Raw genomic sequence first — 22,903 nt, 5'->3', positions numbered from 1 at the left:
TGAAGCCAGTCGGCAAAGCCTTCGTAACATACTGACATTCAACGTATTGCAAAAGGCCGTCTTTTACACGCTAAAAGACGGCCTTTTACGTGCCGAAAGCATACCTTTTGCAAGGCGAAAGGTATGCTTTCGCAAAACGCCTCCTCGGGTGCCGCTCTGCCGTGCCTGCCTGTCGGCAGTTTGTGCCGTTATAACCGATGATATGGTCTATAATTCAGACCGACCGCCATAAAACACTCCTGAAAGACAAATAATTAGCGCTAAAATTAGAATTTTATATAAAATATATTTACCTTTGCAATCAAATATAAATATATATGAAAACAGAATTAAATTATCTTGACAGGAACGAATTTAATTTCGAGCCTTCTCAAGAGGTAAAGGACGCAATTAAGAATTTTGATCTTAACAAGCTCTGTTTTTACACACGTATCTATGATCAGGGGAAGAAGAGCATATTCTCGGTATTCCTTTCAGAACAATACAGCATCGACGAGAAGCAGATTGTGCTGGGCTACGGCGCAGAGGACCTGCTGAAGATGGCCGTTCACTACTTCCTTACGGGCAGCGACGGCAACAAGACCATGCTGATACCCAAGTTTTCGTGGTGGTATTACAAGTCGATAGCCGACGAGGTTGACGGCCGCACGCTGCAATATCCTGTGTATGAGACCGAAGACTCGTTTGCATACGACTTCGACGGGCTGCGCCGCATGATAGCTGAGGAGAACCCGAAGATACTGCTCGTGGCGTCGCCCAACAATCCTACGGGCAACGGACTAACGCCCGATGAGCTCGAGCAGCTGGTGGGCATGGTGCCTGCCACTACCGTTGTGCTCGTCGACGAGGCCTATGCTTCGTATGTAACCGAAGACATATCTTACATAAGAAACCTCATAGCAAAATATCCCAACATAATATTCTGCCGCACGCTGTCTAAGTTCTACGGACTGCCGGGCCTGCGCCTTGGCTTCGGGTTCATAGGCAAGGGCGAGACGATGGAGCGCTTCAGCCGCTATGCCAACAAGTATCTGGGATACGACCGCCTGTCGGAGGAGATCGGCATTGCCGCCCTTAAGTCGGACGCTCACTACCGCGAGATAGCCCGCGTGATGGACGAGGCGCGCCGCATGTACACCGACGAGATAGGCTCGCTGCCCGGATTTAAGGTGTATAAGTCGATGGCTAACTTCATCCTCATTAAATATCCTATCGAACTGAAGGCCGCCCTGCAGCAGGAATTTGCCGGACAGAGCTATAAAGTGAAGTTTATGGACGAGCCTGACATCAACTCGCACATGCGAATAACCCTCGGACGCAGGGAGCAGAACCGCATGGTGGCCGACATAATACTAAAAGTTGCAAAGCGATGATAGCCGTAATATTAGCCGCCGGAATGGCGTCGCGGCTGCGTCCGCTCACAGACGACCGCCCGAAGTGCCTGCTGCGCGTGGGCAGCAAGTGCATACTGCAGCGCACGGTAGACAGTCTTGTGGCTGCCGGAATAAGGCAGATAGTGGTGGTTACGGGCTATCGCGGAGGCATGATACGCCTGTTTCTCGAGGGCAACTATCCCGATATCGACTTCCACTTCATTGAGAACGCCGACTTCAAGACCACCAACAACATATATTCTCTGTGGCTCACAAAGCCCTATGTCGCCGGACGCGAGTTTATGCTGCTCGACAGCGACATCCTCTTCGACGGCCGCATAGTGGAGCGTGTGCTTGCAGCGCCCGACACAACCCTTGCGCTCAACAGCCACAAGCTGGGCGAAGAGGAGATTAAGGTGATAACCGACGAAGACGGAAAGGTGAGCGAGATAAGCAAGACATGCAGCATAGACAAGGCCATAGGCGAGTCTATCGGCATAGAGAAGATATGCGCCGACTATTCAGAGGCGCTGTTCAGCGAGCTCGACCGCATGATTGAGGGCGAGCATCTTGTGGACATATTCTATGAGAGAGCCTTCGAGCGACTCATCCCGCAGGGCCACAAGTTCAGCGTGGTGGACACCTCCGACCTCTTCTCTATAGAGCTCGACACCGTTGAAGACTTTAATCAGGCTTCACAACTGATACCCCGTGAGCTGTTCTGACACATGCCGTCAGAAGGCCGACAATCATCATACATAAAACAAAAAGCTGTTATGGCTGAATACAACATACGTGAGCTGCAGCTCAGAATACTCGAAACGCTAAAGGCTGTAGACAACGTCTGCCGCGAGCACAACCTGCGCTACTACATCTGGGCAGGCACAATGATAGGGGCTGTGAGGCACAAGGGCTTCATTCCTTGGGACGACGACCTCGACATTGCCATGCCGCGCCCTGACTACGACCGCCTCATTGAGCATGCTGCAGAGTGGCTGCCTAAGCCCTATGAGATGGTCTGCGCCGAGAACGACGGCGTCTATCCGCTGCCGTTTGCCAAGATTCAGGATGCCGACACCACGCTCATAGAGCGCATGCACCTTAAGTATCTGGGCGGCATTTATCTCGACGTGTTCCCCATCGACGGAGTGCCCGAGGGCGCAGTGGCACGCAAGCTCCACTTCGCACGCTACGAATATTACAAGCGAGTGCTCTATCTGCTCTTCCGCGACCCCTACAAGCACGGCCACGGACCAAGTTCGTGGGTGCCCCTGCTGTGCCGCCGCATGTACACGCTTGCAGGAGTTCAGCAGCGCATCAGCCGCCTGCTCCACCGCTACAGCTACGACAAGTGCCGTCTGGTGGCCGACTACGACGACGGCTCAAAGGGCGCAATGGACAAGAAGATACTGGGAACGCCGGTGCCATACACCTTTGAAGACACCAAGGTGATGGGCGTGGCAGACTATGACACATATCTGTCTAACAAGTATGGCGACTACATGACCATACCAAAACACAGCGCCCAGCGCCAGCACAACTTCCATTATCTAGACCTGAATCATCCTTACAGAGAGTTCAAGCAATGACAAATACACAGCAGGACGGCAGCCGCCGTCCTGCTTTTTTATTGTTCCTGCCTGTCTTTTAAGTTCGTCTTATTCTGCCTTAATCTGCATTTAATTCAGCTTTAGTCTGCATTCCATTCTGTCTTAATCCACCTTCCATCTTGTCTTAATCCGTCTTCCGTTCAGCCTTCTCTGTTCTGCGCGTCATCGTTAGCCGTCCCTTTAATTTGCCGTTATCTTCATTTTATTTCCGTTCAGACAGCCTTACGGGTTGAGGCCGCGCTGCATACGGCCTTATGCCTACAGCAGTATGTGCGCCGGATGACGTTGCGGCGGGCAATAAAAAATCCGGACTTATGCATCTTTACGATGTCGCATAAGTCCGGATCTATATGTCATGGCCCTGTTGCAGGCCTCATTTTGTTTCTTTAAATCGTGCTTCAGCCCGGCTTTAAGCCTTCTTTGTGCTCTTTATCAGATAAACGATGAGCAGGGCATAAGCCACGAGCGAGCATATCTCAGACAGCGGGTTGGCCAGCCATTCGGTGTTGAGCACGTCAACTTCGGCAAAGCGCAGCAGTGCGCTTACAACGCCCATGAGCGCTCCTCCGGCAATGAATCCGCTGGCAATGAGCGTTCCCTTCTCGCCGCGCTCCCTGTTTACTTCCTCGTTCTTAGAGCGTGTTGTAACATACCAGTTGATGGCTCCGCCGATGAGCAGCGGTATGTTGAGCTGTATTGGGATAAACATACCGAGGGCGAAGGCCAGTGCAGGCACCTTGAGCCATGTCAGCACGATGGCTATGACGGCTCCGATGGCATAGAGAACCCACGGTGCGTCGATACCGTTCATGAGCGGATCGATCACTGCCGCCATTGCGTTGGCCTGAGGAGCGGCAAGCTGTCCGCTGGCAAATCCGTAGGTCTTGTCGAGCAGAATCATCACTCCGCCGACGGTTGCAGCCGAAACCAGAGTGCCGAGGAACTTCCATGTCTCCTGCTTGCGCGGCGTAGAGCCGAGCCAGTAGCCTATCTTAAGGTCGGTGATGAACGAGCCTGCAACCGACAGCGCCGTACATACCACGCCGCCCATGATGAGTGCAGCCACCATGCCGCCCGTGCCCTTAAGGCCTACTGCCACCATAACCACAGAGGCAAGGATGAGCGTCATGAGCGTCATGCCCGACACAGGGTTAGAGCCTACGATGGCGATGGCGTTGGCAGCCACCGTGGTGAAGAGGAAGGCTATTACGGCAACGAGCACTATGCCCACAACGGCGAAGAGCAGGTTGCCCTCCATTACGCCGGCCCAGAAGAATATGAAGGTGATTATTATCGTGGCTATCGAGCCTATGGCGATAATCTTGAAAGGGATGTCGCGCTGTGTGCGGGGCAGCTTCTCGGCTGCAGTCTTGTTGCCCTTCATCTCCTTTGCGGCAAGACCTACGGCCTGCTTGATGATGCCCCACGACTTGATGATGCCTATGATGCCGGCCATGGCTATGCCGCCGATGCCGATATACTTGCCGTAAGCGTTGAAGATGTCTTCAGGCGCCATTGCTCCTACGGCTGTGCTTATTGACGGATCCCACTGGTTGAGCACCGTGTCGGGATACATGAGCGCCATGGCGGGCACTATGAGCCACCACACAGCCAGCGAGCCTACGCAGATGATGAAGGCATACTTGAGGCCGACGATGTAGCCGAGGCCCAGCAGGGCGGCTCCCGTGTTGACCTTGAACACGAGCTTGGCCTTATCGGCGAGCATCTCGCCCCAGCCGAACACGCGTGTGGTGAAGTTCTCGTTCCACCATCCGAACGTTGCCACGATGAAGTCGTAGAGACCGCCCACCAGTCCGGCGAGCAGCAGCGGCTTGGCCTGCTTGCCGCCCTTGGCTCCGCTGACGAGCACCTGTGTGGTGGCCGTAGCCTCGGGGAAGGGATACTTGCCGTGCATGTCCTTAACGAAGTATTTGCGGAACGGTATGAGGAACAGTATGCCCAGGATGCCTCCCAGCAGCGAGCTGAGCAGGATGTTGATGAATGAGGCGCTCATCTCGGGATACTTGTCCTTGAGGATGTAGATGGCGGGAAGGGTGAATATGGCACCTGCCACCACCGCACCCGAGCATGCTCCGATGCTCTGTATGATGACGTTCTCGCCCAGCGGGTTGCGGCGCTTGGCTGCCGTTGACACGCCCACGGCTATGATGGCTATAGGTATGGCGGCCTCGAACACCTGGCCTACGCGCAGGCCAAGGTAAGCGGCTGCGGCCGAGAACAGTATGGCCATGAGCACGCCCCACGTAACCGACCAGCCGTTAACTTCGGGATAAGCCTTGTCGGGGCTCATCACGGGCTGGTATTCCTCGCCCTCCTTCAACTCGGTGAAGGCGTTGTCGGGCAACTTGATGTTGTCTTTAATTTCGTTTTCCATTGTGCTTTATTGTTTTTTTAAGGTTTATTTTATCATCACTTTCGATGTCATAACCCTGCCGTCGGCCGTCTTTCTGACAACGATGTTGAGGCCCTTTTGCGGCTGCGACAGCTGCATGCCCGACGGCGAGAAGTAGGTTACCGACAGCGTCTCGGCTGCGGCTGCGCCCGGGTTGGCTATTGCTGTGGTTACGCCCTGGCCGTATTCAACGTTGAGAGTGGCTCCGGCGTATGCCTTCACCTCGTCTTTCACGAGGCTTGCGTCGTAGCCTTCGAGCTGATAGTGGTCAGCAGGTATGAAGTATTCTATGCTGCCCGAGCGCTTCTGCTCGTCCTCAGCGCCGATGTTTCCGGTCAGCGTTATGTTGTAGTCGGTGTATTTTCCGCTTGTGGCGTAGTTCTTCCATGGGTTCTTAACGTCGTCGAACACGCACTTTTCAACGTATGCGTTGCACTTGTAGCCTGTTCCGATGCAGTAGTTGGTGAGCGACGACGAGTAGAGGCAGTTGAGCAGATGCACCTGTCCGAAGCGTATGCGAGGCATGCGCTCGCGGCATCCCTCGTCCCACCAGCAGCTGTAGAATGTGGTGCGCAGCTTGCCCTCGCTTGCTGTCTCGCTGTCGCTTCCGCCCCAGAGATTGCTGTAGCGGTGGTCGTCCGATCCGCCTGAACCTCCCTCCCAGGGCTCTTTCAGATAGCGGAAGCGGCACCATGATATGCTGATATGGTCGGAGCCGTTGTTGCAGTCGAAGTTGCCGTCCACTCCGTCCTGAAAGTCGCAGTGGTCAACCCACACGTAGCTGCAGTTGGTAAGGTTAAGGTTGTCGTTGCCGTCGATGTCGAAGGCGCCCGCACTCTTGAACGTTACGTTGCGTATTATTATGTTCTTGCTGTTCTTGAATGACAGTATGCCGCTCTTCTTGACGTCGGTAGAGTGGATGCTGTTTACCAGGGCCGAGCCCGGCAGTCCGTAGATGGTCTTGTTCTGCACGTTCTCCATGCTTACAAGGCCTGTTATGTCAATCTCTCCCTCAATGTAGATAGTGTGCTTGTAGGTGCCTACGAGCGCCGTTTTCAGCTCGCTCATGGTGGTCACCTTGATGGCGCCCTCGTCGTTTCCGCCCGTTATGGTGTCGCCGACAGTGCCCCAGCCCACCGGACTGTTGTAGTCGTGGGCCGACATCTGTGCCTTTGCGGCCGTGCCAACGGCGAGCAGCATGAGTGCGCACAGCGTTAGTTTTGAAATGTTCATAAGACTTTTGTAGTTGTTAATTTTCATATACGATTCAGCCCGGCGCCGGCGCCGGCCATGCGCCCTGTGAGCGCGTGAGGTGCAGGCGGCGCCAAGGTCCGCTGATGTTTGCAGCTGCAAATTTAATTAAAATATGACAACAACATAGCAAAAAATGCTTTTTGTTTAGTTTTTGTTTGCAATAGTTCCGCATGGTTTCGGGCACTTCTGCCGCCAGCCGTTGCGGGGCAGGTTTGCAAAAGGCCACCTTTCACACTGCGAAAGGTGGCCTTTTGCACGCTAAAACGTGGCCTTTTAGAGCCTAAAAAGCCATGTTTTGCACGGGTGTATGTAACTGTCTGTAATACAACGCGTTACATTTGCCGATATGATTACCCCTGACGGACACGGCGCCGTGCCCCCGGCATCACTTCATGAGTATGTCCGACAGCTGGCGCATGCCTTCAGATGCTCCTGCCGTTATCTGCTTCACGTCGTGGCGTCCGGCAGCCATCACGGGCTTGGGGTCGATGAGATATACGGGCACGCCGGGCCTTACATACTGCACGAGGCCTGCCGCCGGATAGACGTTGAGCGACGTACCTATGATTACGAAGATGTCGGCGCCCATGGCCTCTTCGGCCGCCTTCTCGATGTTGGGCACCGCCTCGCCGAAGAACACTATGTAGGGGCGCAGCAGCGAGCCGTCGCCGGCCTTCTCGCCGGGCTTCACCTCAAGGCTGTCGGGCGTGAGCGTCTTGATGAAGTGGGGGTTGTCTACGTCGCGGCTCGAGCACACCTTCATCAGCTCGCCGTGCAGATGTATCACCTTCGAGCTGCCTGCCTCCTCGTGCAGGTTGTCCACGTTCTGCGTAACCACCGTTACGTCATACTTCTCTTCGAGCGCCGCCACGAGCCTGTGCCCCTCGTTTGGCCTGGCAGCCTGCAGCTTCTTGCGCAGCATGTTGTAGAAGTTATTTACATACACGGGGTCGGTCTCCCACGCCTCATGTGTGGCCACGCGCGCCACGGGATAGTTCTCCCACAGTCCGTCGGCGTCCCTGAACGTGCTCAGCCCGCTCTCAACCGACATCCCGGCACCAGTAAGAACAACAATTTTCTTCATCACTTTTCTATAGTTAAAAGGTTATCCGGCAGTCCTTTCCCGGGCCGTTCCGCCGCCATTAGTGGTGCGGCTTGATGCGGCTGGCGCCTGCAGTTGGCACATCAGCGCGCCGCCGCCCGGCCAAAAGACTGTTAACAATGCACAAAATTAGTGATTTTTCTTCAATAATAATTCCGTAATCAGATAAAAATGCTACCTTTGCACGATTTTATTAAGGTAGTAATCATAAACAAATAGACAAAGAAAATGGATAAAGTAAGTTACGCTTTAGGATTGGGCATCGGCCGCCAGCTGGCACAGATGGGTGCGTCAGAGCTGAATATTGATGATTTCGCTGCGGCGATCAAGGACGTTATCGCGGGCAACGAGCTCAAGGTATCTAACCGTGAAGCGCAAACAATAGTACAGGATTACTTCCGCAAGCAGGAAGAGAAACTCAACGCCGAGCGCGCCGAGAAAGGAAAGGTTGCCAAGGCTGAAGGCGAGAAATATCTGGCCGAGAACGCCAAGAAAGAAGGCGTGGTTACGCTTCCCAGCGGACTGCAATATATGGTGCTGAAGGAAGGCAACGGCAAGAAGCCGAAGGCTACCGACCAGGTGAAGTGCCACTATGAGGGATTCCTCATCGACGGCACCGTGTTCGACAGCAGCATACAGCGTGGCGAGCCGGCAGTGTTCCCCCTCAACCAGGTTATAGCAGGATGGACAGAAGGCTTGCAGCTGATGCAGGAAGGCGCCAAGTACCGCTTCTTCATTCCCTACATCCTCGGCTACGGCGAGGGCGGCGCAGGAGCTTCAATACCTCCATACGCAGCGCTGATATTCGACGTTGAGCTGCTCGAGGTGCTCTAAGCGGGCAGCCCGGCATGGCGGCAGGAGCCGTTAAAGTAAAGAATAAATAAAACAATAACGAATAAAAACAAAGATGAAAAAGCTTACATTCGCAGCCGTTTGGGCTGTAGCAGCCGCATCATTGGTTTCTTGCGGCAATTCAACACCTAAGGCAGACCTGAAAAACGATGTCGACACAGTGAGCTATGCCATAGGTATGGCACAGACACAGGGCCTGAAGGACTATCTGGTAAGAGGACTCGGAGTAGACACAGCATACATGGACGAGTTCTTCAAGGGACTTAACGAAGGAGCCAACGCAGGCGACGACAAGAAGAAGGCCGCTTACTACGCAGGTATACAGATCGGCCAGCAGATATCTAACCAGATGGTTAAGGGCATCAACCACGAACTCTTCGGCAGCGACTCAACAAAGACTATATCTCTGAAGAACTTCATGGCAGGCTTCATCAGCGGTACAACCGGCAAGAACGGACTCATGACCGTTGAGCAGGCTCAGCGCGTGGCTCAGCTCAAGATGCAGGCCATCAGAAGCAAGGCCATCGAGGAGCAGTATGGCGCCAACAAGAAGGCTGGCGAGAAATATCTTGCTGACTATGCCAAGAAGGCCGGAGTGAAGAAGCTCGAGGGCGGCGTGCTCTACAGAGTTATCAAGGAAGGCAAGGGCGAGATGCCTACAGATACATCTACCGTAAAAGTTCACTACGAAGGAAAGACAATCGACGGCAAGGTGTTCGACAGCTCTTACGAGCGTAAGGAGCCTGTAACGCTGCGCGCCAACCAGGTAATCCCGGGATGGACCACAGCCCTGACACACATGCCTGCCGGAAGCGTTTGGGAGGTTGTAATACCTCAGAACCTCGCTTATGGCGACCGTGAGCAGAAAGACATCAAGCCTTTCTCTGTGCTTATCTTCAAAATAGAACTTATCAGTTTAGGTAACAAATAATTAAATGAAGAAAATAATTTTAGCAGCACTCGCCATTCTGGTGAGTGCTTCTTTCAATACGGCAGACGCTGCCGCAAAGAAGAAGAAAGACAAGAAGGCCGTAGAGGAGCCTGCAAAGATTAGTCTGATAACCAAGTCTGACTCGCTCAGCTATTCAGCCGGCATGGTGCGCACCGACGGCCTTGTGCCCTACCTTAAGCAGGGCTTCGGCGTTGACACAGCCTACATGGCCGACTTCATCAAGGGATATGAAGACGCCGTGGCAAGGGGCATCGACGAAAAGACAAAGGCATACTTCGCCGGAGAGCAGATAGCCCTGATGGTAAGCCAGCGCATGCTGCCCTTCCTGAAGGACGAGTTCAAGGGCCAGAGCGACTCTATCAGCGAGGCACTCTTCAACAAGGGATTTGTCAGCGCGCTGAAGAAAGACTACACGCTGATGACAGACTCTGCTGCAAAAGACTATTTCGACAAGGCCTTCAAGCAGGCTGTCGACGCGCGCAACGAGGCAACACGCAAGGCCGGCGAAGACTTCCTGGCTGCCAACAAGACCAAGGAAGGCGTGGTTGCGCTTCCCAGCGGACTTCAGTATAAGGTGCTCGTAAAGGGCAACGGAGAGATTCCTTCAGTAGACGACGAAGTAACCGTGAAGTATGAAGGACGACTGATAGACGGCACAGTGTTCGACAGCAGCTACAAGCGTCCCGGCGAAACAGCCAAGTTCCGCCCCAACCAGGTTATCAAGGGATGGACAGAGGCCCTCACAATGATGCCTGTTGGCAGCAAGTGGGAACTGTACATACCGCAGAATCTGGCCTACGGCGACCGCAAGGCAGGAGCCATCAATCCTTACAGCACGCTGATATTCACCGTCGAGATGGTTTCGGTAGAGAAGGCTAAGAAGCCCGAGGCCGAGGCTGCCGCAAAGGGTGCTGACAGCAAGAAGACAGCAGCGAAGACTGCCGCAAAGAAAACAGCCAAGACAAAGAAATAGTGTTCATTTGTCATAAAAAAGCATGGGAGACCGGCCAAGGTCTCCCTTTTTTTATTTCATTCTGCATAAAATGCGCTATTTTTTATGTCAAAATGTTGTATAACTCATTTTTAATATGTAAATTTGCTCGCATCAAACATACTGGAAACCAAAAGAGAATATAACTTAAAAAATAAAACTAATAACATTATAAAATGGAAAAGATTGATAGTCTTGATAAAAAGATTTTGAGCATTCTGTCAAAGAATGCCAGAATTCCGTTTAAGGATGTAGCAGCAGAGTGCGGCGTATCGCGCGCAGCCATACATCAGCGTGTACAGCATCTTATCGAGGGTGGCGTCATCACAGGCAGCGGATTCGACGTAAATCCCAAAAGTCTTGGCTACACAACATGCACATACGTGGGCATAACGCTTGAGCGCGGAAACATGTATAAGTCGGTAGTTGAGCGCCTTGACCACATACCCGAAATCGTTGAGTGCCACTTCACCACTGGTCCTTACACCATGCTCGTAAAGCTCTACGCACGCGACAACGAACAGCTCATGGACCTGCTTAACAACCAGATGCAGGGCATCCCCGGCGTAGTTGCAACCGAAACCCTTATTTCTTTAGAGCAGAGCATCAAGAGAGAAGTGCCCGTTCCGCAGGGAGAAAGCAGATAGTGTGAGGCTGGAGCAATGAAATCGTTTGATATTCAGAGCAGTCTCGACGACATATACGCCCGTTATCCTGAGGCCACTCGCCAGCCGGTGATTGGCCTCACAGGCAATTTTGCCGACGGCGACGCGCGTCTGTGCGAGCAGTATTACATGTCCGTGGTGAGAGCCGGAGGCACGCCGGTGATAATTCCGCCCGTTGCCGACAAGGACGTGATAATCAACACGCTCGACAAGATAGACGGACTGGTGCTCACCGGAGGCGGCGACATCAATCCGCTGTGGGCCGGTGAGGAGCCTTCGCCGCGCCTGCACGGCATCAACCACATGCGCGACAAGGCCGAGTTGCTGACCGTAAGGCTGGCATACAACCGCCAGATACCTATGCTCGGAATATGCCGTGGCATACAGACGCTCGTTACGGCCCTCGACGGCGAGGTTGACCAGGACATAGCCGAGAGCTTTGCCGCCGCACACGGGGCAGGCCGCGCTGCCGCGGCAGCAGGCCACAGCCTGATAAAGCACAGCCAGGACGCCGACCGGAGCGAGCCCACCCATACGGTGAGGATAAGCCGCGAGTCGGTGCTCTATTCGTTGTATAAGACGGAGACGCTTGCTGTCAACTCCATACACCATCAGGCCGTAAGGGCTTCAGGCAGGCGCTTCAGCGTCAGCGCAAAGGCACCCGACGGCGTGATTGAGGCCATAGAGAGCAGCGAGTTCAAGCCGTTTATCGGCGTGCAGTGGCATCCCGAGTGGCTCGGCGAGAGCGGACAGGTGCTGTTCAGATGGCTTGTAGACCGTGCACGCGACTTCTATACGGCCAAAGACCTTCACCGCCGCATGCTTACGCTCGACACCCATTGCGACACGCCTATGTTCTTTCCGCAGGGCATACACTTCGACCAGCGCGACCCGCGCATTCTCGTCGACATGCACAAGATGGCCGAAGGACATCAGGACGCTGTCATCATGGCGGCATATCTGCCACAGCCCAAGCTCGGCGAGACATTCTCGTCGAAGGTGGCATTTAAGGTTGACGGGCCGCTTCAGTATGCCGACCTTATCTTCGACAAGATAGAGGAGATAGTAAACGCCAACAACCGCTACCTGAGCATAGCGCGCACGCCTTCCGACCTGTATGAAGACAAGCGCAAGGGGCGCCGCTCCATAATGCTCGGCATAGAGAACGGACTGGCGCTTAACCACGACATATCCAACGTAAGATATTTCGCAAGGCGCGGCGTTGTCTACATCACGCTCTGTCACAACGGCGACAACGACATCTGCGACAGTGCCCGCGGCTGCAACACTCATGGCGGAGTGAGCCGCTTTGGCGAGCAGGTAATCAAGGAAATGAACCGATGCGGCATAATGGTAGACCTCAGTCATGCCGGCGAAAAGAGCTTCTACGACGCGCTTAGCATAAGCAGTAAGCCCATCGTGTGCAGCCACAGCAACTGCAAGGCGCTGTGCGACGTGCCGCGCAACCTTACCGACGACCAGCTCAGGACTCTTGCCAAGCATGGCGGAGTGGCCCACATCACGCTCTATCACGGCTTTCTGCGCAACGACAGCCAGGAGGCCACGGTCATGGATGCCATAGCTCATCTTGAGCATGCCATCAGCATTATGGGCATAGAGCACGTAGGACTGGGCACCGACTTCGACGGCGACGGAGGCATAAGAGGTTTGGCAGACTCGTCAGAGCTTATCAACTTCACCCTGCATCTTCTGCGCCGCAGGTACAGCGAGCGCGACATCGCCCGCATCTGGGGCGGCAACTGGCTCAGGGTCATGGCTCAGGTGCAGAGCAAATAAGAGAGTGTTTATAAAAAAGAAGTGTTATGCCGAACCAACAGCCGCATGGCGGCAGCTTGGGGTTCGCATATCAGTGCCACACTTCTTCCATTTATATTAAACGGTCTTTAGGGACTGGAGACCACAAAATATCAAAAGGCTATGAAGACATTTATTAAAAAAGCAGCATTGATATTTGTATTGATTCTTGCTGCTGTGCAAAACGTTAAGGCTGAAAGTACGGTCTATTTCTTTATTGACTTCAAGTTCTGGAACAGCGAATATAAGTTCACTCTTAACGGAAAGGAAGCCTTCTCTCTGATTCCCGAAGGAAAAGCCGTAAGTGGCATGGGCGGGGCTACGATGTATAACAAGGTTATGCGTAAGGTTGTCTTCAATAATCCCGACAGTTATGTAGTAGCCGTTGACTGTCCTTCTGCCCGCGGAACTTATCATGCGGAAATGAATCTGAATCTAGAGGACGGCGAGACATATTATGTGATTGTAAACGCTTCATTAAAGCGTAATTTCTATATTGAAAATCTTGACGAGAAGGATGGTGCTAAACTTCTTAAAAAGGCGCTGAAGGATGATAAGTATACAAAGAACGAAGACTTTGTCTATAATGGCAAGTAGATTGTTTGTTATTGCAGCCCTGCTGTTTAGTATGTGTGCTGCGGCCAATGCTCAGGAAATTTCAGACATCCTCTTTGGCCAGAATAACAAAGAAGATTATATGGGCCAGTATAACTACAATGGCAAGCGTAAAAACGGCTTTGGCATTGAACGTTATAAAAATGGAGCCGTCTATGTAGGCGATTTTGTCGAGAATGAGATTTCCGGTCGTGGCATGCTTATCTCACTGAAAAAGGAGATATCTAACGTTGATGGTGCTTATGTCTATGTGGGTAACTGGCGCGAAGGAAAGAAAAGCGGCCGCGGAGTTTGTTATGATGCATCCGGAAAAGTGGTTTATAACGGTAAGTTTGTGAATGATAAGCCTTCAGAAAAGTCTTCTGCCGACAGTAAAAGCCGTTCGTTTGTTATTAAGGATATAGACAATAACCTTTATCTCGGAGAGATGTCGGGCGACAGCCAAGACGGCTTCGGACTGACATTAAGCGAGAGCGGCGAGATTGTCTATGGCTCTATGAAGGACGGTGTGCGCCAGGGTATAGGCATGATCTTCTATGCACCTGATGTATGGGAGGTAGGACGCTGGAGCGAAGGAAAGTTTTCTGCCTTCAAGAATTCACAGACAGCAAATGCCGATATAGCTTCGTTTCGTGCTTCAAACAAGGAACAGAACAGAATAATGCGTGAACAGTTGTTTGCTGCTGCAGAGAATTTTGCGCAGGCAGGCCTCACCGTTGCCACTATGGTCAACGATATCAAGGGTGGCGGTGCTTCTTCCGCTGTCGGTGGCGATGAGGCTGTAGACGGCAACGTTCCTTCAGGAAAGAGCAGAAGCTATTATCAGACAATGTATGACAAATGGGAGTCGAAGGCAAAAGAAACTTATAAGGATGGTGTGCGCCATAAAGCAAGTGCTGAAACACCCGGTGATTTTAGGGTAGTGACATCAGAAGGCAAGCTGCTGAGAACTTATCAGAGGTCAATGGAGCAAGTTAGACGTATGGCGAAGAAGGAAGGTTTTAACCTTAAGGTTTCTAAATATGAAACTGTCTCTTTTTAATTAAAAATATATATGATGAATGTTTTAAAATATTCTTTATTGTTATCTGCTTTTATGCTTATGGCGTCTTGCGGAGGCAACAAGAAGGCGGCTTCTGATGCCGATATGGCTGCGCAGCAGCCGGTTGGTCCTTCGTTTAATGCCGATTCGGCCTATGCTTACTGCAAGGCTCAGTGTGATTTCGGACCGCGCACGATGAACAGCGAGGCGCACGACAAGTGCGGCGAGTGGATTATTGGCAAGTTCCGTCAGTATGGCCTTACGGTGATACCGCAGAACGTTACGCTCACCGGTTTCGACGGCACTCCGCTCAAATGTACCAACATCGTGGCGAGCTACCGTCCGGAGCTTACCACCCGCATCCTGTTATGTGCCCACTGGGACAGCCGTCCGTGGGCCGACAACGACCCGGATTCGGCCAACTGGCGCAAGCCTGTGATGGGTGCCAACGACGGTGCCAGCGGTGTGGCTGTGATGCTTGAGATAGCGCGTCTGCTGGCAAGCGACACGACGAAACTTAATCTTGGCATCGACTTTGTGTGCTTTGACGCCGAAGACCGCGGCGTGCCGCGCTGGAGCACAGTTCCCGACAAAGGCGACTCGTGGGCTTTGGGTGCGCAGCATTGGGCTGCCAATCCGCATAAGCCGGGATATGAGGCACGTTTCGGCATCCTGCTCGACATGGTAGGAGGCCAAGGCTCGAAGTTCTCTCAGGAAGGATTGTCAAAGCAGTATGCCCAGGGTATTGTCGACAAGGTTTGGGCTGCGGCAGAGGCAGTGGGCTTTGGCAGCTATTTCCCGTCGACAGACGGCGTGATGGTTACCGACGACCATGTGCCTGTGAATGATGTGGCAAAGATTCCTACGATAGACATCGTTCCATATTATCCCGACTGCCAGCAGAGCAGCTTCGGTCCTACATGGCACACGATTAACGACACGATGGAATATATCGACAAGAACACTCTTCAGGCCGTAGGCCAGACTGTTATTCAGGTGCTTTATTCAGAGAAACCATAAGACAGTAATATAATAATAAAATAGGCACGGCCATGCGGCTGTGCCTATTTTATTGTGGGGATGAGGATAATGGGAAAGATGAGACTTATAAGAGCCATGAGTCATATTAATCTCATAAGTCCCATAGCTCCCGTTCTTCCAATTAATTTTATAAGTATCATTTTTCCCATTAGTCGCATTCTTAATTACAGCTGTCCCGACTCAACCATCAGCACAACGCGCTCTGTCAGGCGGTCGGTCTTTTCGGGGTCATATTTCTTTGTCAGACTGGCGCCGAAAGCCCAGGCGAAGGCCTGATAGAAGCCTGCCCTTATGGGGCTGATGAACGAGCGTATAAGGTCGTAGGCCGATGAGTTGCACTCGCGGTAGACTAGCTTTATGAGCAGCTTGCCCTGCGAGTACGACAGCTTTTTCATTCTTGGCGTGTATCTCTTCTTGATGTCTTCCTCCACGCGCTTCATGTGCTCGTCGCGCGCTTTCTTGTTTGGCAGCGTCTGCAGATATTCGTAAGTCTCGATGATAACCCTGTTCACCTCCTTGGCTATGGGCAGCACCTTCTTTACGTTATACACCAGACGGTTGTAGGCGGCGCGCTGCCTGGCGTTCTTGAACACCGGCTGCGGGTATACATACACGTTGTTTAGCTCAACATACTGTATGCTGTCGCCGTCAATGAGCACCTTGCCCACCTTGACCATAGGCACAAACGTAGGGTTGTCCATGTCAACCTCGTTGTCCTCGGGATTGTCGCCTTTCTTGTCCTGTGCCGTAGCCGTGGCCGCGAGCATCAGTGCCATCAGAGCCGTTATGAATATTCTAAGTCTTGTCACGGTTGCAAAAATAGTTATTTTATGCAAGTTGCCGAAGTTATGTTAGTTAAAGAAGTTTTCCGGCAGTTAAAAAACAGGGCAGACATATCGCTTTTACTGCGGTATGCCTGCCCTGACAGTCTTATTGTCTTGTTACCATCTTTTTTGAAACAGCCATGAGCGCCACGTAGAGCAGTGCGCCGCTCACCAGTCCGGCCAGTGCGTCTATGGCATAATGGGCCTGTATGTAGACCGTGGCGAGGCACAGCAGGACGTAGAAGGGCAGCAGCACATAGAGCAGGCGGCGGTTGCCGCTGTGCCATGTAAGCAGCATCAGCACGGTGCTTATGCCCACATGGCTGCTCGGGAAGGCTGCCGTGGGCCTTTCGCCGGCCGCCTTGGCGTCTTCAACAAAGTGATAGAATATGCCGTCCTTGTATCCGGGACTGGGCAGACAGTCCTGATAATAGTTGAAATAGTCGTGAACGTTGGGGAACACGCCGTTGGCTATATTGGTCAGTCCGGCAGCCTTGTAGTAGAACGTAGGGCCTGTTACGGGCACGAGAACGAACACCACATAATAGATGAAGAAGGCCGTGAGCACCACGAACGAGGCACGCTCGAACTCGTGGTAGCGGAAGACGAAGTAATAGAGCACCACGAGCGCTATCATCGGATAGTAGGAGGCATAGCCCATGTCCATAAGCTCGCTCACCACGGGCCACGGCATGGCCTTGCAGAACAGCAGGGCCGGCTGGCAGCCGAACATGTCCTGCTCCCATTGGGCAAACACGTGGTCGAGGTTGGGCAGCATGCGGTTGATCTCGTAGGTGTCGGGATACCACCAGCCCAGCAGCGCCATCTGCACCACCACGCGTGCCAGGCGTGTAAGCCGGCACGGCAGCATGCGGTAGACGCCCCACAGCGCCACCGTGATGACGGCAATGCGTATGCGCCCCCATATCATGGCGTCGGGGTTGGCCGCCTTGGTGTATGTGAAGAACACTATGAGCAGTGTGAGCACGAGATATGCCAGCACCACCCACTCGAGGGCAAACAGCCCCTTCTTGGGTTGCTTCTCTATTGTGAAAAGCTGCTTGATGAATTTTATCATTTTAAGAGATTGTTAGTGGTGGAAGAGGGGATGGGAGAGAACGGGAGAGATTGGAGATGTGGGACTAATAGGACTTATGTGAGCCATGCGCCCCATTTCTCTCATCAGTCTCATTAATCTCATTTTTCTCATTAGTCTCATCTCTCCAATTATCCTTATAATTTCCTTTACAGCCATCCGTTGTCTTTATACCATTTTATTGTTGCCGCCACGCCGCGCTTCAGGTCGTATTGCGGCTTGTAGCCGAGCTCGTTCTCGGCCGGCTTGATGTCGCACATCCAGTTGCGCTGTTTCATTATGTTATACTTGTCGTTGTTCAGTGCCGATATCTTGCCCGTAATGCGGGCTGTCCATTCGCCGGCAAAGGATATTATGCGCAGCAGCCACAGCGGCGCCTTTATGCGCAGCAGCCAGGGATTGCCTAGCTCGTTGCTTATCAGGTCGCTGAACGTGCGCGACGAGTACACGCGGCCGTCGCTTATGAAGTATCTTGAACCTACGGTGCCGTGGTCGAGGGCAAGGAATACGGCCTGCACCACGTCCATGACATATATGAACGTAAGATGCTGAGGTCTGTAGCCTACGGCGAAGTCAACATGCCTGCTTATGCTCTGCGCCATCATGAAGTAGTCTTTCTCGCGCGGGCCGTAGACGCCCGTGGGGCGCAGCACTATAAACGGAAATCCCTTTATGGCCTCGAGCCTTTGCTCGCTCTCCAGCTTGCTCTTGCCGTAGGCCGTGTCGGGGCGTGCCTCGTCGGCTGCCGTTATCTCGGTGTGAGGCTCCTGCTCGCGCGCCGGACCCATCACACTCAGACTGCTCAGATAGACAAAGCGCCTCAGCCCCGTGTTCTGTCTGCGCAGCGCCAGCGCCAGGTTGGCCGTGCCTTCGGTGTTCACCTTGAAGAAGTCGCTGCTGTGCAGGCATTTTGTTACGCCTGCCGCATGCACAACATAGTCAAACTGCTGTCCGCTTAGCTGCTTCTCCAGCTTGTCCAGGTTGCCCAGGTCGAGCTCTATAAAATGTATTCTGCTGTCGTTTAGATACTTCCTTGAGCTGCTTTTCCTTACGGCTGCCCATGTCTCGAATCCTCTTTTCAGCGCCTCCTCGACAATGAAGCTGCCTATGAATCCGCTTGCGCCCGTTATGAGTATTTTTTTCATTTATAGGATGTTGCTTCGATTTCAGGCCACAAAGTTACTAAAAAATCCGGCACAATTGCGCAAGTTGTTGTTATTAAAGTCTTTAAAACATAGTTTTGTGGCTGTTTGGGCATGCCGCCGCATGTTATAAAACATGAAAAAACACAGGCGTTAGCATGTATTATTAAAATATTTCGTTAGTTTTGTCAGTGGTTGTGCAGATTGCGTGCAGTCTGTGTTGCCGATAATTTTAAATTAACGACAAACATTTAAAACCGAATGATTATGAAACCTTTAAATCTTTTTCTGGGCATAGCCTTTGCCTGTGCGGCCTTTGGCTGCAGTGCCAATTCACCCAAAAGCGATGCTGTCGCAGCAGCAGCCGACACTGTCGCAAACCGCTCTGAGGCCGTGATATCAACGATAATGGAGCGCCGCAGTATACGTAAGTATAAGCCGCAGCCGGTTAACCGCGACACGATGCAGATGATACTGAAGTGTGGCATCAACGCGCCCAACGGCATGAACAAGCAGTCGTGGGAGGTGCGCGTGGTTGACAATCCTGAGTTTATCGACGGCATTACGGCTATCTACAAGAAGTATAATCCGGAGGCAGCGGCAGATGCGTCGTTCAAGAATATGTTCCGCAATGCGCCCACCGTGGTGTTCATAGCCAACGACCCTTCGTATGACTGCTCGCAGATAGACTGCGGACTGCTTGGCGGCAACATGATTCTGGCAGCCCAGTCGATGGGCATAGGCTCATGCTGTCTTGGCGGTCCGGCCCGCTTCATGCGCACGCCCGAGGCTGCCGAATATCTTAAGAAACTCGAGTTCAGCAAGGGCTACGAGCTGCTCTACTGCATAGCCTTCGGCTATCCCGACGAGGCTCCCGAGGCTAAGCCGAGAAATGAGGCTAAAGTGAGGTTTATTGAATGATATCTTTAGAAGTTAAGGAGTTTGGGGAGTTAAGGAGTTAAGACAAATGCCTTTATGGTATTGTTCTGGCCTGTATGGGGCTCATCAGCCTTATTAGTCTTATCACTCTCATTCCGCCCATAATTCCCATCCCATGAAACAGGGGCTAAGGCGAAACGCCTTAGCCCCTTATTTTATGGGAGTAATGAGACTGATAAGAATGATAGCCCGCATACCCACAAGACCATATGTCTTGACTCCCTCTAACTTCTAAAATAATTACTTAACATACTCAGCAAAGTCTGTCAGATGCATGTCGCCCTTGCGCATCAGAGTGTCGTGCATGGCGAAGGCAGCTGTCAGGCAGTGGCGTGTCTGTCCCATCTTGGCAATCTTCAGATAGTCGCGCAGCAGCGGACGGTAGTCAGGATGAGCACAGTTCTCTATGATGAGGTGTGCACGCTCTATTGGGCTCTTGCCTCTCAGGTCGGCCACACCCTGCTCTGTAACGATGATGTTTACATCGTGCTCAGAGTGATCCTGATGGCTTACCATCGGTACGATAGAGCTGATAAGACCGCCCTTGGCAGTTGACGGACAGGTGAAGATGCTTATGTATGCGTTGCGCTCAAAGTCGCCGCTTCCGCCAATACCGTTCATCATCTTCGTTCCGCTGATGTGTGTAGAATTGGCGTTGCCGTAGATGTCAACCTCGATGGCAGTGTTGATGGCAATGACGCCCAGTCGTCTGATAACCTCAGGCGAGTTTGAAATCTCGCTTGGACGCAGCGTCAGGTGCTGCTTGAAGTAGTCCATGTTGTCGTAGATTTGCTTCAGACATTCGTTAGACACTGTCAGCGAGCATGTAGACGCGTCCTTGATGCGTCCCTCGAGCATCATGCCCACCACGCTGTCCTGCAGCACCTCGGTGTAGATGTTGAAGTTAGGCACGCTCTCGTCGTGTCCCAGTGCGCCCAGTATGGCGTTGGCAGTGCTGCCTACGCCGCTCTGCAGCGGCAGGAACGACTGCGGTATGATGCCCCTCTTCATGTCGCTGATGAGGAACTGTGCCACGTTGTGTCCAATCTGGTCAGTTATCGGGTCGGCATCCTTGAAGGCTCTTGCCTCGTCGGCTATGTTACATTCTACAACGCCCACAATCTTCTTGGCGTCTATCTCTACATAGGGTGTGCCTATGCGGTCGTTCACGTGTGTGATAGGTATCGGCTGGCGGCACGGCGGGTCGAGCGGCTCGTATACGTCGTGCAGATATTTTGCCTCGGGGCTGTGGAATCTGTTAAGCTCCAGCACCACGTGCTTTGCCAGGCGTGCCACTGTGGGGCTGATGCCTCCGGCAGCTGTCAGGTAAGCCTTGCATGTGTCGGCGCCTTCCTCGATGTCGCACACCTCAATTATCGCCCAGTCAACCTCTCCCATAAAGCCGTAGCGCAGCTCCTGTGCCATGTGGCTCAGGTGGATGTCGTTGTAGGCTATCTCGCCTGCGTTTACGTGCTTGCGGAAGTCAGAGTTGGTGGTGTAGGGCGCGCGGTATTTTATAGCCTGCGCGTTAGACAGGTCGCCGTCGGTGCTCTGTCCTGTAGAGGCGCCGGTGAACAGTCCTACCTTAAACTCTCTGCCGGCCTCGTGCTCAGCCTGAGCTATCTTGGCCAGCTCCTTGGTTACGGCCTTGGCGGTGCCTGCGGGCGTAAATCCGCTCAGACCTATGTTCTCTCCGTTCTTAATCATTGCCGCAGCTTCGGCAGCAGTTATGCGTGTATAAGCCATGGTGAAAAAATTAAAAATTATGTCTTTATTCAGGTTAAACTTTTGGCAAAGTTACCTAAAATCAGCGGTAAAGCAAAATAAATGGCCTTATATTTTTCAGCTCGGCAAGTTAAATTATGTCATGTCCGATGTGCCGGGGCGAAAGTATGCGCGCCCGCGTGTACTTTATATTATGCATATATGTTTTGTTTGTCCCGTTTGTTCCGGCTGTTCAGTTCCGGCTGGTTTCATCTTGCATGCCTCTTCATTCATTTAATTAAGTATCACCGCTTCGGGTGATGCCTCTTGCGTTGCTGCATCCGTGGGTGTACCACCCACGGTTACTGAGGTGCAGCCCTTCGGGCTCGTGGTGTGTGTTGTCTTGCTTTATAATTTGCTCTTTTACATGCCAAAGTGTCATTTCGTTTTTGTACGGATTTTCTGACGAAATAGAAAATGATGAGCCATGCATGGCCGTGTTTTGGTAAACAATATTTACATTTATGTCCAAACGGGCAGCTTTTTCTGAATAACTCGGCCACTTTTGCGTCAAAAACAGGCCGTTTCAGACCCTGAAACCACCCTGTTTTTTTATTGAAATAATGGCTTTTTTGTCCTAATTGGGACAAAAAACATTGCACACATTGCCTTTATCCGGCGTAACGCCTTATGCCGTAGGGCGTTGCGCTTGCACACGAAAACTGCCCGTTTTTGCGGCCGGATGATTTTAATTTCTGAATACTTCAGTATGAGAACGTCAGCCTGAATCACATTGTAAGCGTATGTTCTAATATCCTTTCATTATGTCATTCTGTTGCTGCATATGCTTACGCAAGCCGAAAATGTGCGTGATGATATATTTTTGTTGGCTATGCTTGATGTATGTAAGTATTTTTTTCTTGCCTGATGCCTGCATTTCCCTGTATTTAAGGCAAAAAAGTATATTTCTGACACCAAAACTTTTTATTGAGAAAAAGTGCCTGATTAATGATTTTTAACGCTAAGAGGGGTCCTTTGTAATTACTTATTGTTATTTTTGCAATTGAAAAGTTTTAAGATAAATATTCCTTAAATAAGGTGTGTTTTTTACAAACATGCTGCTTGGAATAAGAACTTTAGCACAAAAATGTCGAACGAGCTTAACCTTAAATGGTGCCAGCATTCGAACTACTAATGTGAAAAACCTGTAATCGGTATAAATAACATATACGAACCTGTCAGCATGAACGGCCGCGCAAGCATGGCTGTAAACTAAACTGCGAACTGAAATTGTCATAAGGCAACAACACAGTCTGAGAATGCAGTTTTACGATGTGAAATGATTGGTCAACGATGATATAAAAACCATCTGGGCTCACCCGATAAATAGTGGGGAAAGAAAATATTACGCATAAATTTTAGTCAGCCTAAAGAGGAAGAATGGTATGTCAATAACTCCTCGGAGCAATGCTC

General features: G+C 52.0%; 21 protein-coding genes. 12 read left to right on the top strand and 9 right to left on the bottom strand.

What is annotated here, in order from left to right:
- Positions 1-317: 317 nt before the first annotated feature.
- From ACZMIG_RS06255 to ACZMIG_RS06245, 3 genes are read left to right on the top strand one after another with little or no spacing between them, the layout of a single operon-like run.
- Entirely contained in the window at positions 318-1,373 is a 1,056-nt protein-coding gene (locus tag ACZMIG_RS06255) for a pyridoxal phosphate-dependent aminotransferase (RefSeq protein WP_053397554.1), read from the top strand.
- Entirely contained in the window at positions 1,370-2,098 is a 729-nt protein-coding gene (locus ACZMIG_RS06250; RefSeq protein WP_053397553.1) for a phosphocholine cytidylyltransferase family protein, read from the top strand. Before ACZMIG_RS06255 ends, ACZMIG_RS06250 begins: the two co-directional genes overlap by 4 nt.
- Positions 2,099-2,149: 51 nt before the next feature.
- A complete protein-coding gene (locus ACZMIG_RS06245) occupies positions 2,150-2,962 on the top strand; it encodes a LicD family protein (RefSeq protein ID WP_302698251.1) in 813 nt (270 codons plus the stop codon).
- Between the two features lie 430 nt (positions 2,963-3,392).
- On the opposite strand, the gene ACZMIG_RS06240 is transcribed toward ACZMIG_RS06245, so the two are convergent.
- The 3 genes from ACZMIG_RS06240 to ACZMIG_RS06230 all read right to left on the bottom strand — a co-directional run bounded on the left by ACZMIG_RS06240 (position 3,393) and on the right by ACZMIG_RS06230 (position 7,734).
- Positions 3,393-5,378 (bottom strand): OPT family oligopeptide transporter, encoded by a 1,986-nt coding sequence (locus tag ACZMIG_RS06240; protein WP_487889281.1) that lies wholly within the window; start codon positions 5,376-5,378, stop codon positions 3,393-3,395.
- Between the two features lie 24 nt (positions 5,379-5,402).
- Complete coding sequence (locus ACZMIG_RS06235) at positions 5,403-6,629, bottom strand: pectate lyase family protein (protein WP_487889280.1); 1,227 nt, start codon at positions 6,627-6,629, stop codon at positions 5,403-5,405.
- Between the two features lie 406 nt (positions 6,630-7,035).
- Positions 7,036-7,734, bottom strand: a complete 699-nt coding sequence (locus ACZMIG_RS06230) for an SIR2 family NAD-dependent protein deacylase (protein WP_302352405.1) — start codon at positions 7,732-7,734, stop codon at positions 7,036-7,038.
- A gap of 246 nt (positions 7,735-7,980) precedes the next feature.
- Here ACZMIG_RS06230 and bamJ (ACZMIG_RS06225) point away from each other — a divergent pair, with 246 nt between their 5' ends.
- The 8 genes from bamJ (ACZMIG_RS06225) to ACZMIG_RS06190 all read left to right on the top strand — a co-directional run bounded on the left by bamJ (ACZMIG_RS06225) (position 7,981) and on the right by ACZMIG_RS06190 (position 15,704).
- Positions 7,981-8,586 carry a BamJ family beta-barrel-assembly machinery protein gene (gene bamJ / locus ACZMIG_RS06225; protein WP_021854477.1) on the top strand — a complete coding sequence of 202 codons (606 nt, stop codon included), beginning with the start codon at positions 7,981-7,983 and terminating at the stop codon, positions 8,584-8,586.
- Positions 8,587-8,659: 73 nt separating this feature from the next.
- A complete protein-coding gene (gene bamJ, locus ACZMIG_RS06220; RefSeq protein ID WP_021854476.1) occupies positions 8,660-9,535 on the top strand; it encodes a BamJ family beta-barrel-assembly machinery protein in 876 nt (291 codons plus the stop codon).
- A 4-nt stretch (positions 9,536-9,539) separates the two neighbouring features.
- Positions 9,540-10,529 carry a BamJ family beta-barrel-assembly machinery protein gene (gene bamJ / locus ACZMIG_RS06215; RefSeq protein ID WP_125105197.1) on the top strand — a complete coding sequence of 330 codons (990 nt, stop codon included), beginning with the start codon at positions 9,540-9,542 and terminating at the stop codon, positions 10,527-10,529.
- A 194-nt stretch (positions 10,530-10,723) separates the two neighbouring features.
- Positions 10,724-11,194, top strand: coding sequence for an Lrp/AsnC family transcriptional regulator (locus ACZMIG_RS06210; protein ID WP_021854474.1), 471 nt, complete (start codon positions 10,724-10,726; stop codon positions 11,192-11,194).
- Positions 11,195-11,209: 15 nt separating this feature from the next.
- On the top strand, positions 11,210-13,009 hold the full coding sequence (locus ACZMIG_RS06205; RefSeq protein WP_418874146.1) for a membrane dipeptidase: 1,800 nt from the start codon (positions 11,210-11,212) through the stop codon (positions 13,007-13,009).
- 141 nt (positions 13,010-13,150) lie between these two features.
- Positions 13,151-13,624, top strand: coding sequence for a hypothetical protein (locus ACZMIG_RS06200; protein WP_021854472.1), 474 nt, complete (start codon positions 13,151-13,153; stop codon positions 13,622-13,624).
- Positions 13,614-14,684, top strand: a complete 1,071-nt coding sequence (locus tag ACZMIG_RS06195; RefSeq protein WP_487889279.1) for an MORN repeat-containing protein — start codon at positions 13,614-13,616, stop codon at positions 14,682-14,684. The genes ACZMIG_RS06200 and ACZMIG_RS06195 overlap by 11 nt, the downstream gene beginning before the upstream one ends.
- A 60-nt stretch (positions 14,685-14,744) precedes the next feature.
- Positions 14,745-15,704, top strand: a complete 960-nt coding sequence (locus ACZMIG_RS06190; RefSeq protein WP_418874160.1) for a M28 family peptidase — start codon at positions 14,745-14,747, stop codon at positions 15,702-15,704.
- Between the two features lie 185 nt (positions 15,705-15,889).
- On the opposite strand, the gene ACZMIG_RS06185 is transcribed toward ACZMIG_RS06190, so the two are convergent.
- The 4 genes from ACZMIG_RS06185 to ACZMIG_RS06170 all read right to left on the bottom strand — a co-directional run bounded on the left by ACZMIG_RS06185 (position 15,890) and on the right by ACZMIG_RS06170 (position 18,790).
- The gene (locus tag ACZMIG_RS06185; RefSeq protein WP_288172665.1) at positions 15,890-16,501 is read right to left on the bottom strand and encodes a DUF4294 domain-containing protein; all 612 of its coding nucleotides are present in this window, start codon (positions 16,499-16,501) and stop codon (positions 15,890-15,892) included.
- A 154-nt stretch (positions 16,502-16,655) separates the two neighbouring features.
- Complete coding sequence (locus ACZMIG_RS06180; RefSeq protein WP_418874144.1) at positions 16,656-17,627, bottom strand: phosphatase PAP2 family protein; 972 nt, start codon at positions 17,625-17,627, stop codon at positions 16,656-16,658.
- A 12-nt stretch (positions 17,628-17,639) separates the two neighbouring features.
- Positions 17,640-17,804, bottom strand: a complete 165-nt coding sequence (locus ACZMIG_RS06175) for a hypothetical protein (protein WP_487889278.1) — start codon at positions 17,802-17,804, stop codon at positions 17,640-17,642.
- Complete coding sequence (locus ACZMIG_RS06170; RefSeq protein WP_125105200.1) at positions 17,795-18,790, bottom strand: NAD-dependent epimerase/dehydratase family protein; 996 nt, start codon at positions 18,788-18,790, stop codon at positions 17,795-17,797. The genes ACZMIG_RS06175 and ACZMIG_RS06170 overlap by 10 nt, the downstream gene beginning before the upstream one ends.
- 264 nt (positions 18,791-19,054) lie before the next feature.
- Here ACZMIG_RS06170 and ACZMIG_RS06165 point away from each other — a divergent pair, with 264 nt between their 5' ends.
- On the top strand, positions 19,055-19,708 hold the full coding sequence (locus tag ACZMIG_RS06165) for a nitroreductase family protein (RefSeq protein ID WP_487889277.1): 654 nt from the start codon (positions 19,055-19,057) through the stop codon (positions 19,706-19,708).
- A gap of 258 nt (positions 19,709-19,966) precedes the next feature.
- Here ACZMIG_RS06165 and ACZMIG_RS06160 read toward each other — a convergent pair whose 3' ends face one another.
- A complete protein-coding gene (locus tag ACZMIG_RS06160) occupies positions 19,967-21,472 on the bottom strand; it encodes a butyryl-CoA:acetate CoA transferase (RefSeq protein ID WP_053397543.1) in 1,506 nt (501 codons plus the stop codon).
- A gap of 256 nt (positions 21,473-21,728) precedes the next feature.
- Positions 21,729-21,872, bottom strand: coding sequence for a hypothetical protein (locus ACZMIG_RS06155; RefSeq protein ID WP_487889276.1), 144 nt, complete (start codon positions 21,870-21,872; stop codon positions 21,729-21,731).
- Positions 21,873-22,903: the final 1,031 nt, after the last annotated feature.

Source organism: Xylanibacter sp. (assembly GCF_057607445.1).
The sequence above is the reverse complement of the archived record's forward strand: the minus strand, read 5'-3'. Positions and strand labels throughout refer to the sequence as shown.

Bases quoted from the DNA above. Each gene is read 5' to 3' on its own strand.
- ACZMIG_RS06255 (WP_053397554.1), top strand. From the start codon at position 318: ATGAAAACAGAATTAAATTATCTTGACAGGAACGAATTTAATTTCGAG.
- ACZMIG_RS06250 (WP_053397553.1), top strand. From the start codon at position 1,370: ATGATAGCCGTAATATTAGCCGCCGGAATGGCGTCGCGGCTGCGTCCG.
- ACZMIG_RS06245 (WP_302698251.1), top strand. From the start codon at position 2,150: ATGGCTGAATACAACATACGTGAGCTGCAGCTCAGAATACTCGAAACG.
- ACZMIG_RS06240 (WP_487889281.1), bottom strand. From the start codon at position 5,378: ATGGAAAACGAAATTAAAGACAACATCAAGTTGCCCGACAACGCCTTC.
- ACZMIG_RS06235 (WP_487889280.1), bottom strand. From the start codon at position 6,629: ATGAACATTTCAAAACTAACGCTGTGCGCACTCATGCTGCTCGCCGTT.
- ACZMIG_RS06230 (WP_302352405.1), bottom strand. From the start codon at position 7,734: ATGAAGAAAATTGTTGTTCTTACTGGTGCCGGGATGTCGGTTGAGAGC.
- bamJ (WP_021854477.1), top strand. From the start codon at position 7,981: ATGGATAAAGTAAGTTACGCTTTAGGATTGGGCATCGGCCGCCAGCTG.
- bamJ (WP_021854476.1), top strand. From the start codon at position 8,660: ATGAAAAAGCTTACATTCGCAGCCGTTTGGGCTGTAGCAGCCGCATCA.
- bamJ (WP_125105197.1), top strand. From the start codon at position 9,540: ATGAAGAAAATAATTTTAGCAGCACTCGCCATTCTGGTGAGTGCTTCT.
- ACZMIG_RS06210 (WP_021854474.1), top strand. From the start codon at position 10,724: ATGGAAAAGATTGATAGTCTTGATAAAAAGATTTTGAGCATTCTGTCA.
- ACZMIG_RS06205 (WP_418874146.1), top strand. From the start codon at position 11,210: ATGAAATCGTTTGATATTCAGAGCAGTCTCGACGACATATACGCCCGT.
- ACZMIG_RS06200 (WP_021854472.1), top strand. From the start codon at position 13,151: ATGAAGACATTTATTAAAAAAGCAGCATTGATATTTGTATTGATTCTT.
- ACZMIG_RS06195 (WP_487889279.1), top strand. From the start codon at position 13,614: ATGGCAAGTAGATTGTTTGTTATTGCAGCCCTGCTGTTTAGTATGTGT.
- ACZMIG_RS06190 (WP_418874160.1), top strand. From the start codon at position 14,745: ATGGCGTCTTGCGGAGGCAACAAGAAGGCGGCTTCTGATGCCGATATG.
- ACZMIG_RS06185 (WP_288172665.1), bottom strand. From the start codon at position 16,501: ATGGCACTGATGCTCGCGGCCACGGCTACGGCACAGGACAAGAAAGGC.
- ACZMIG_RS06180 (WP_418874144.1), bottom strand. From the start codon at position 17,627: ATGATAAAATTCATCAAGCAGCTTTTCACAATAGAGAAGCAACCCAAG.
- ACZMIG_RS06175 (WP_487889278.1), bottom strand. From the start codon at position 17,804: ATGGCTGTAAAGGAAATTATAAGGATAATTGGAGAGATGAGACTAATG.
- ACZMIG_RS06170 (WP_125105200.1), bottom strand. From the start codon at position 18,790: ATGAAAAAAATACTCATAACGGGCGCAAGCGGATTCATAGGCAGCTTC.
- ACZMIG_RS06165 (WP_487889277.1), top strand. From the start codon at position 19,055: ATGAAACCTTTAAATCTTTTTCTGGGCATAGCCTTTGCCTGTGCGGCC.
- ACZMIG_RS06160 (WP_053397543.1), bottom strand. From the start codon at position 21,472: ATGGCTTATACACGCATAACTGCTGCCGAAGCTGCGGCAATGATTAAG.
- ACZMIG_RS06155 (WP_487889276.1), bottom strand. From the start codon at position 21,872: ATGACACTTTGGCATGTAAAAGAGCAAATTATAAAGCAAGACAACACA.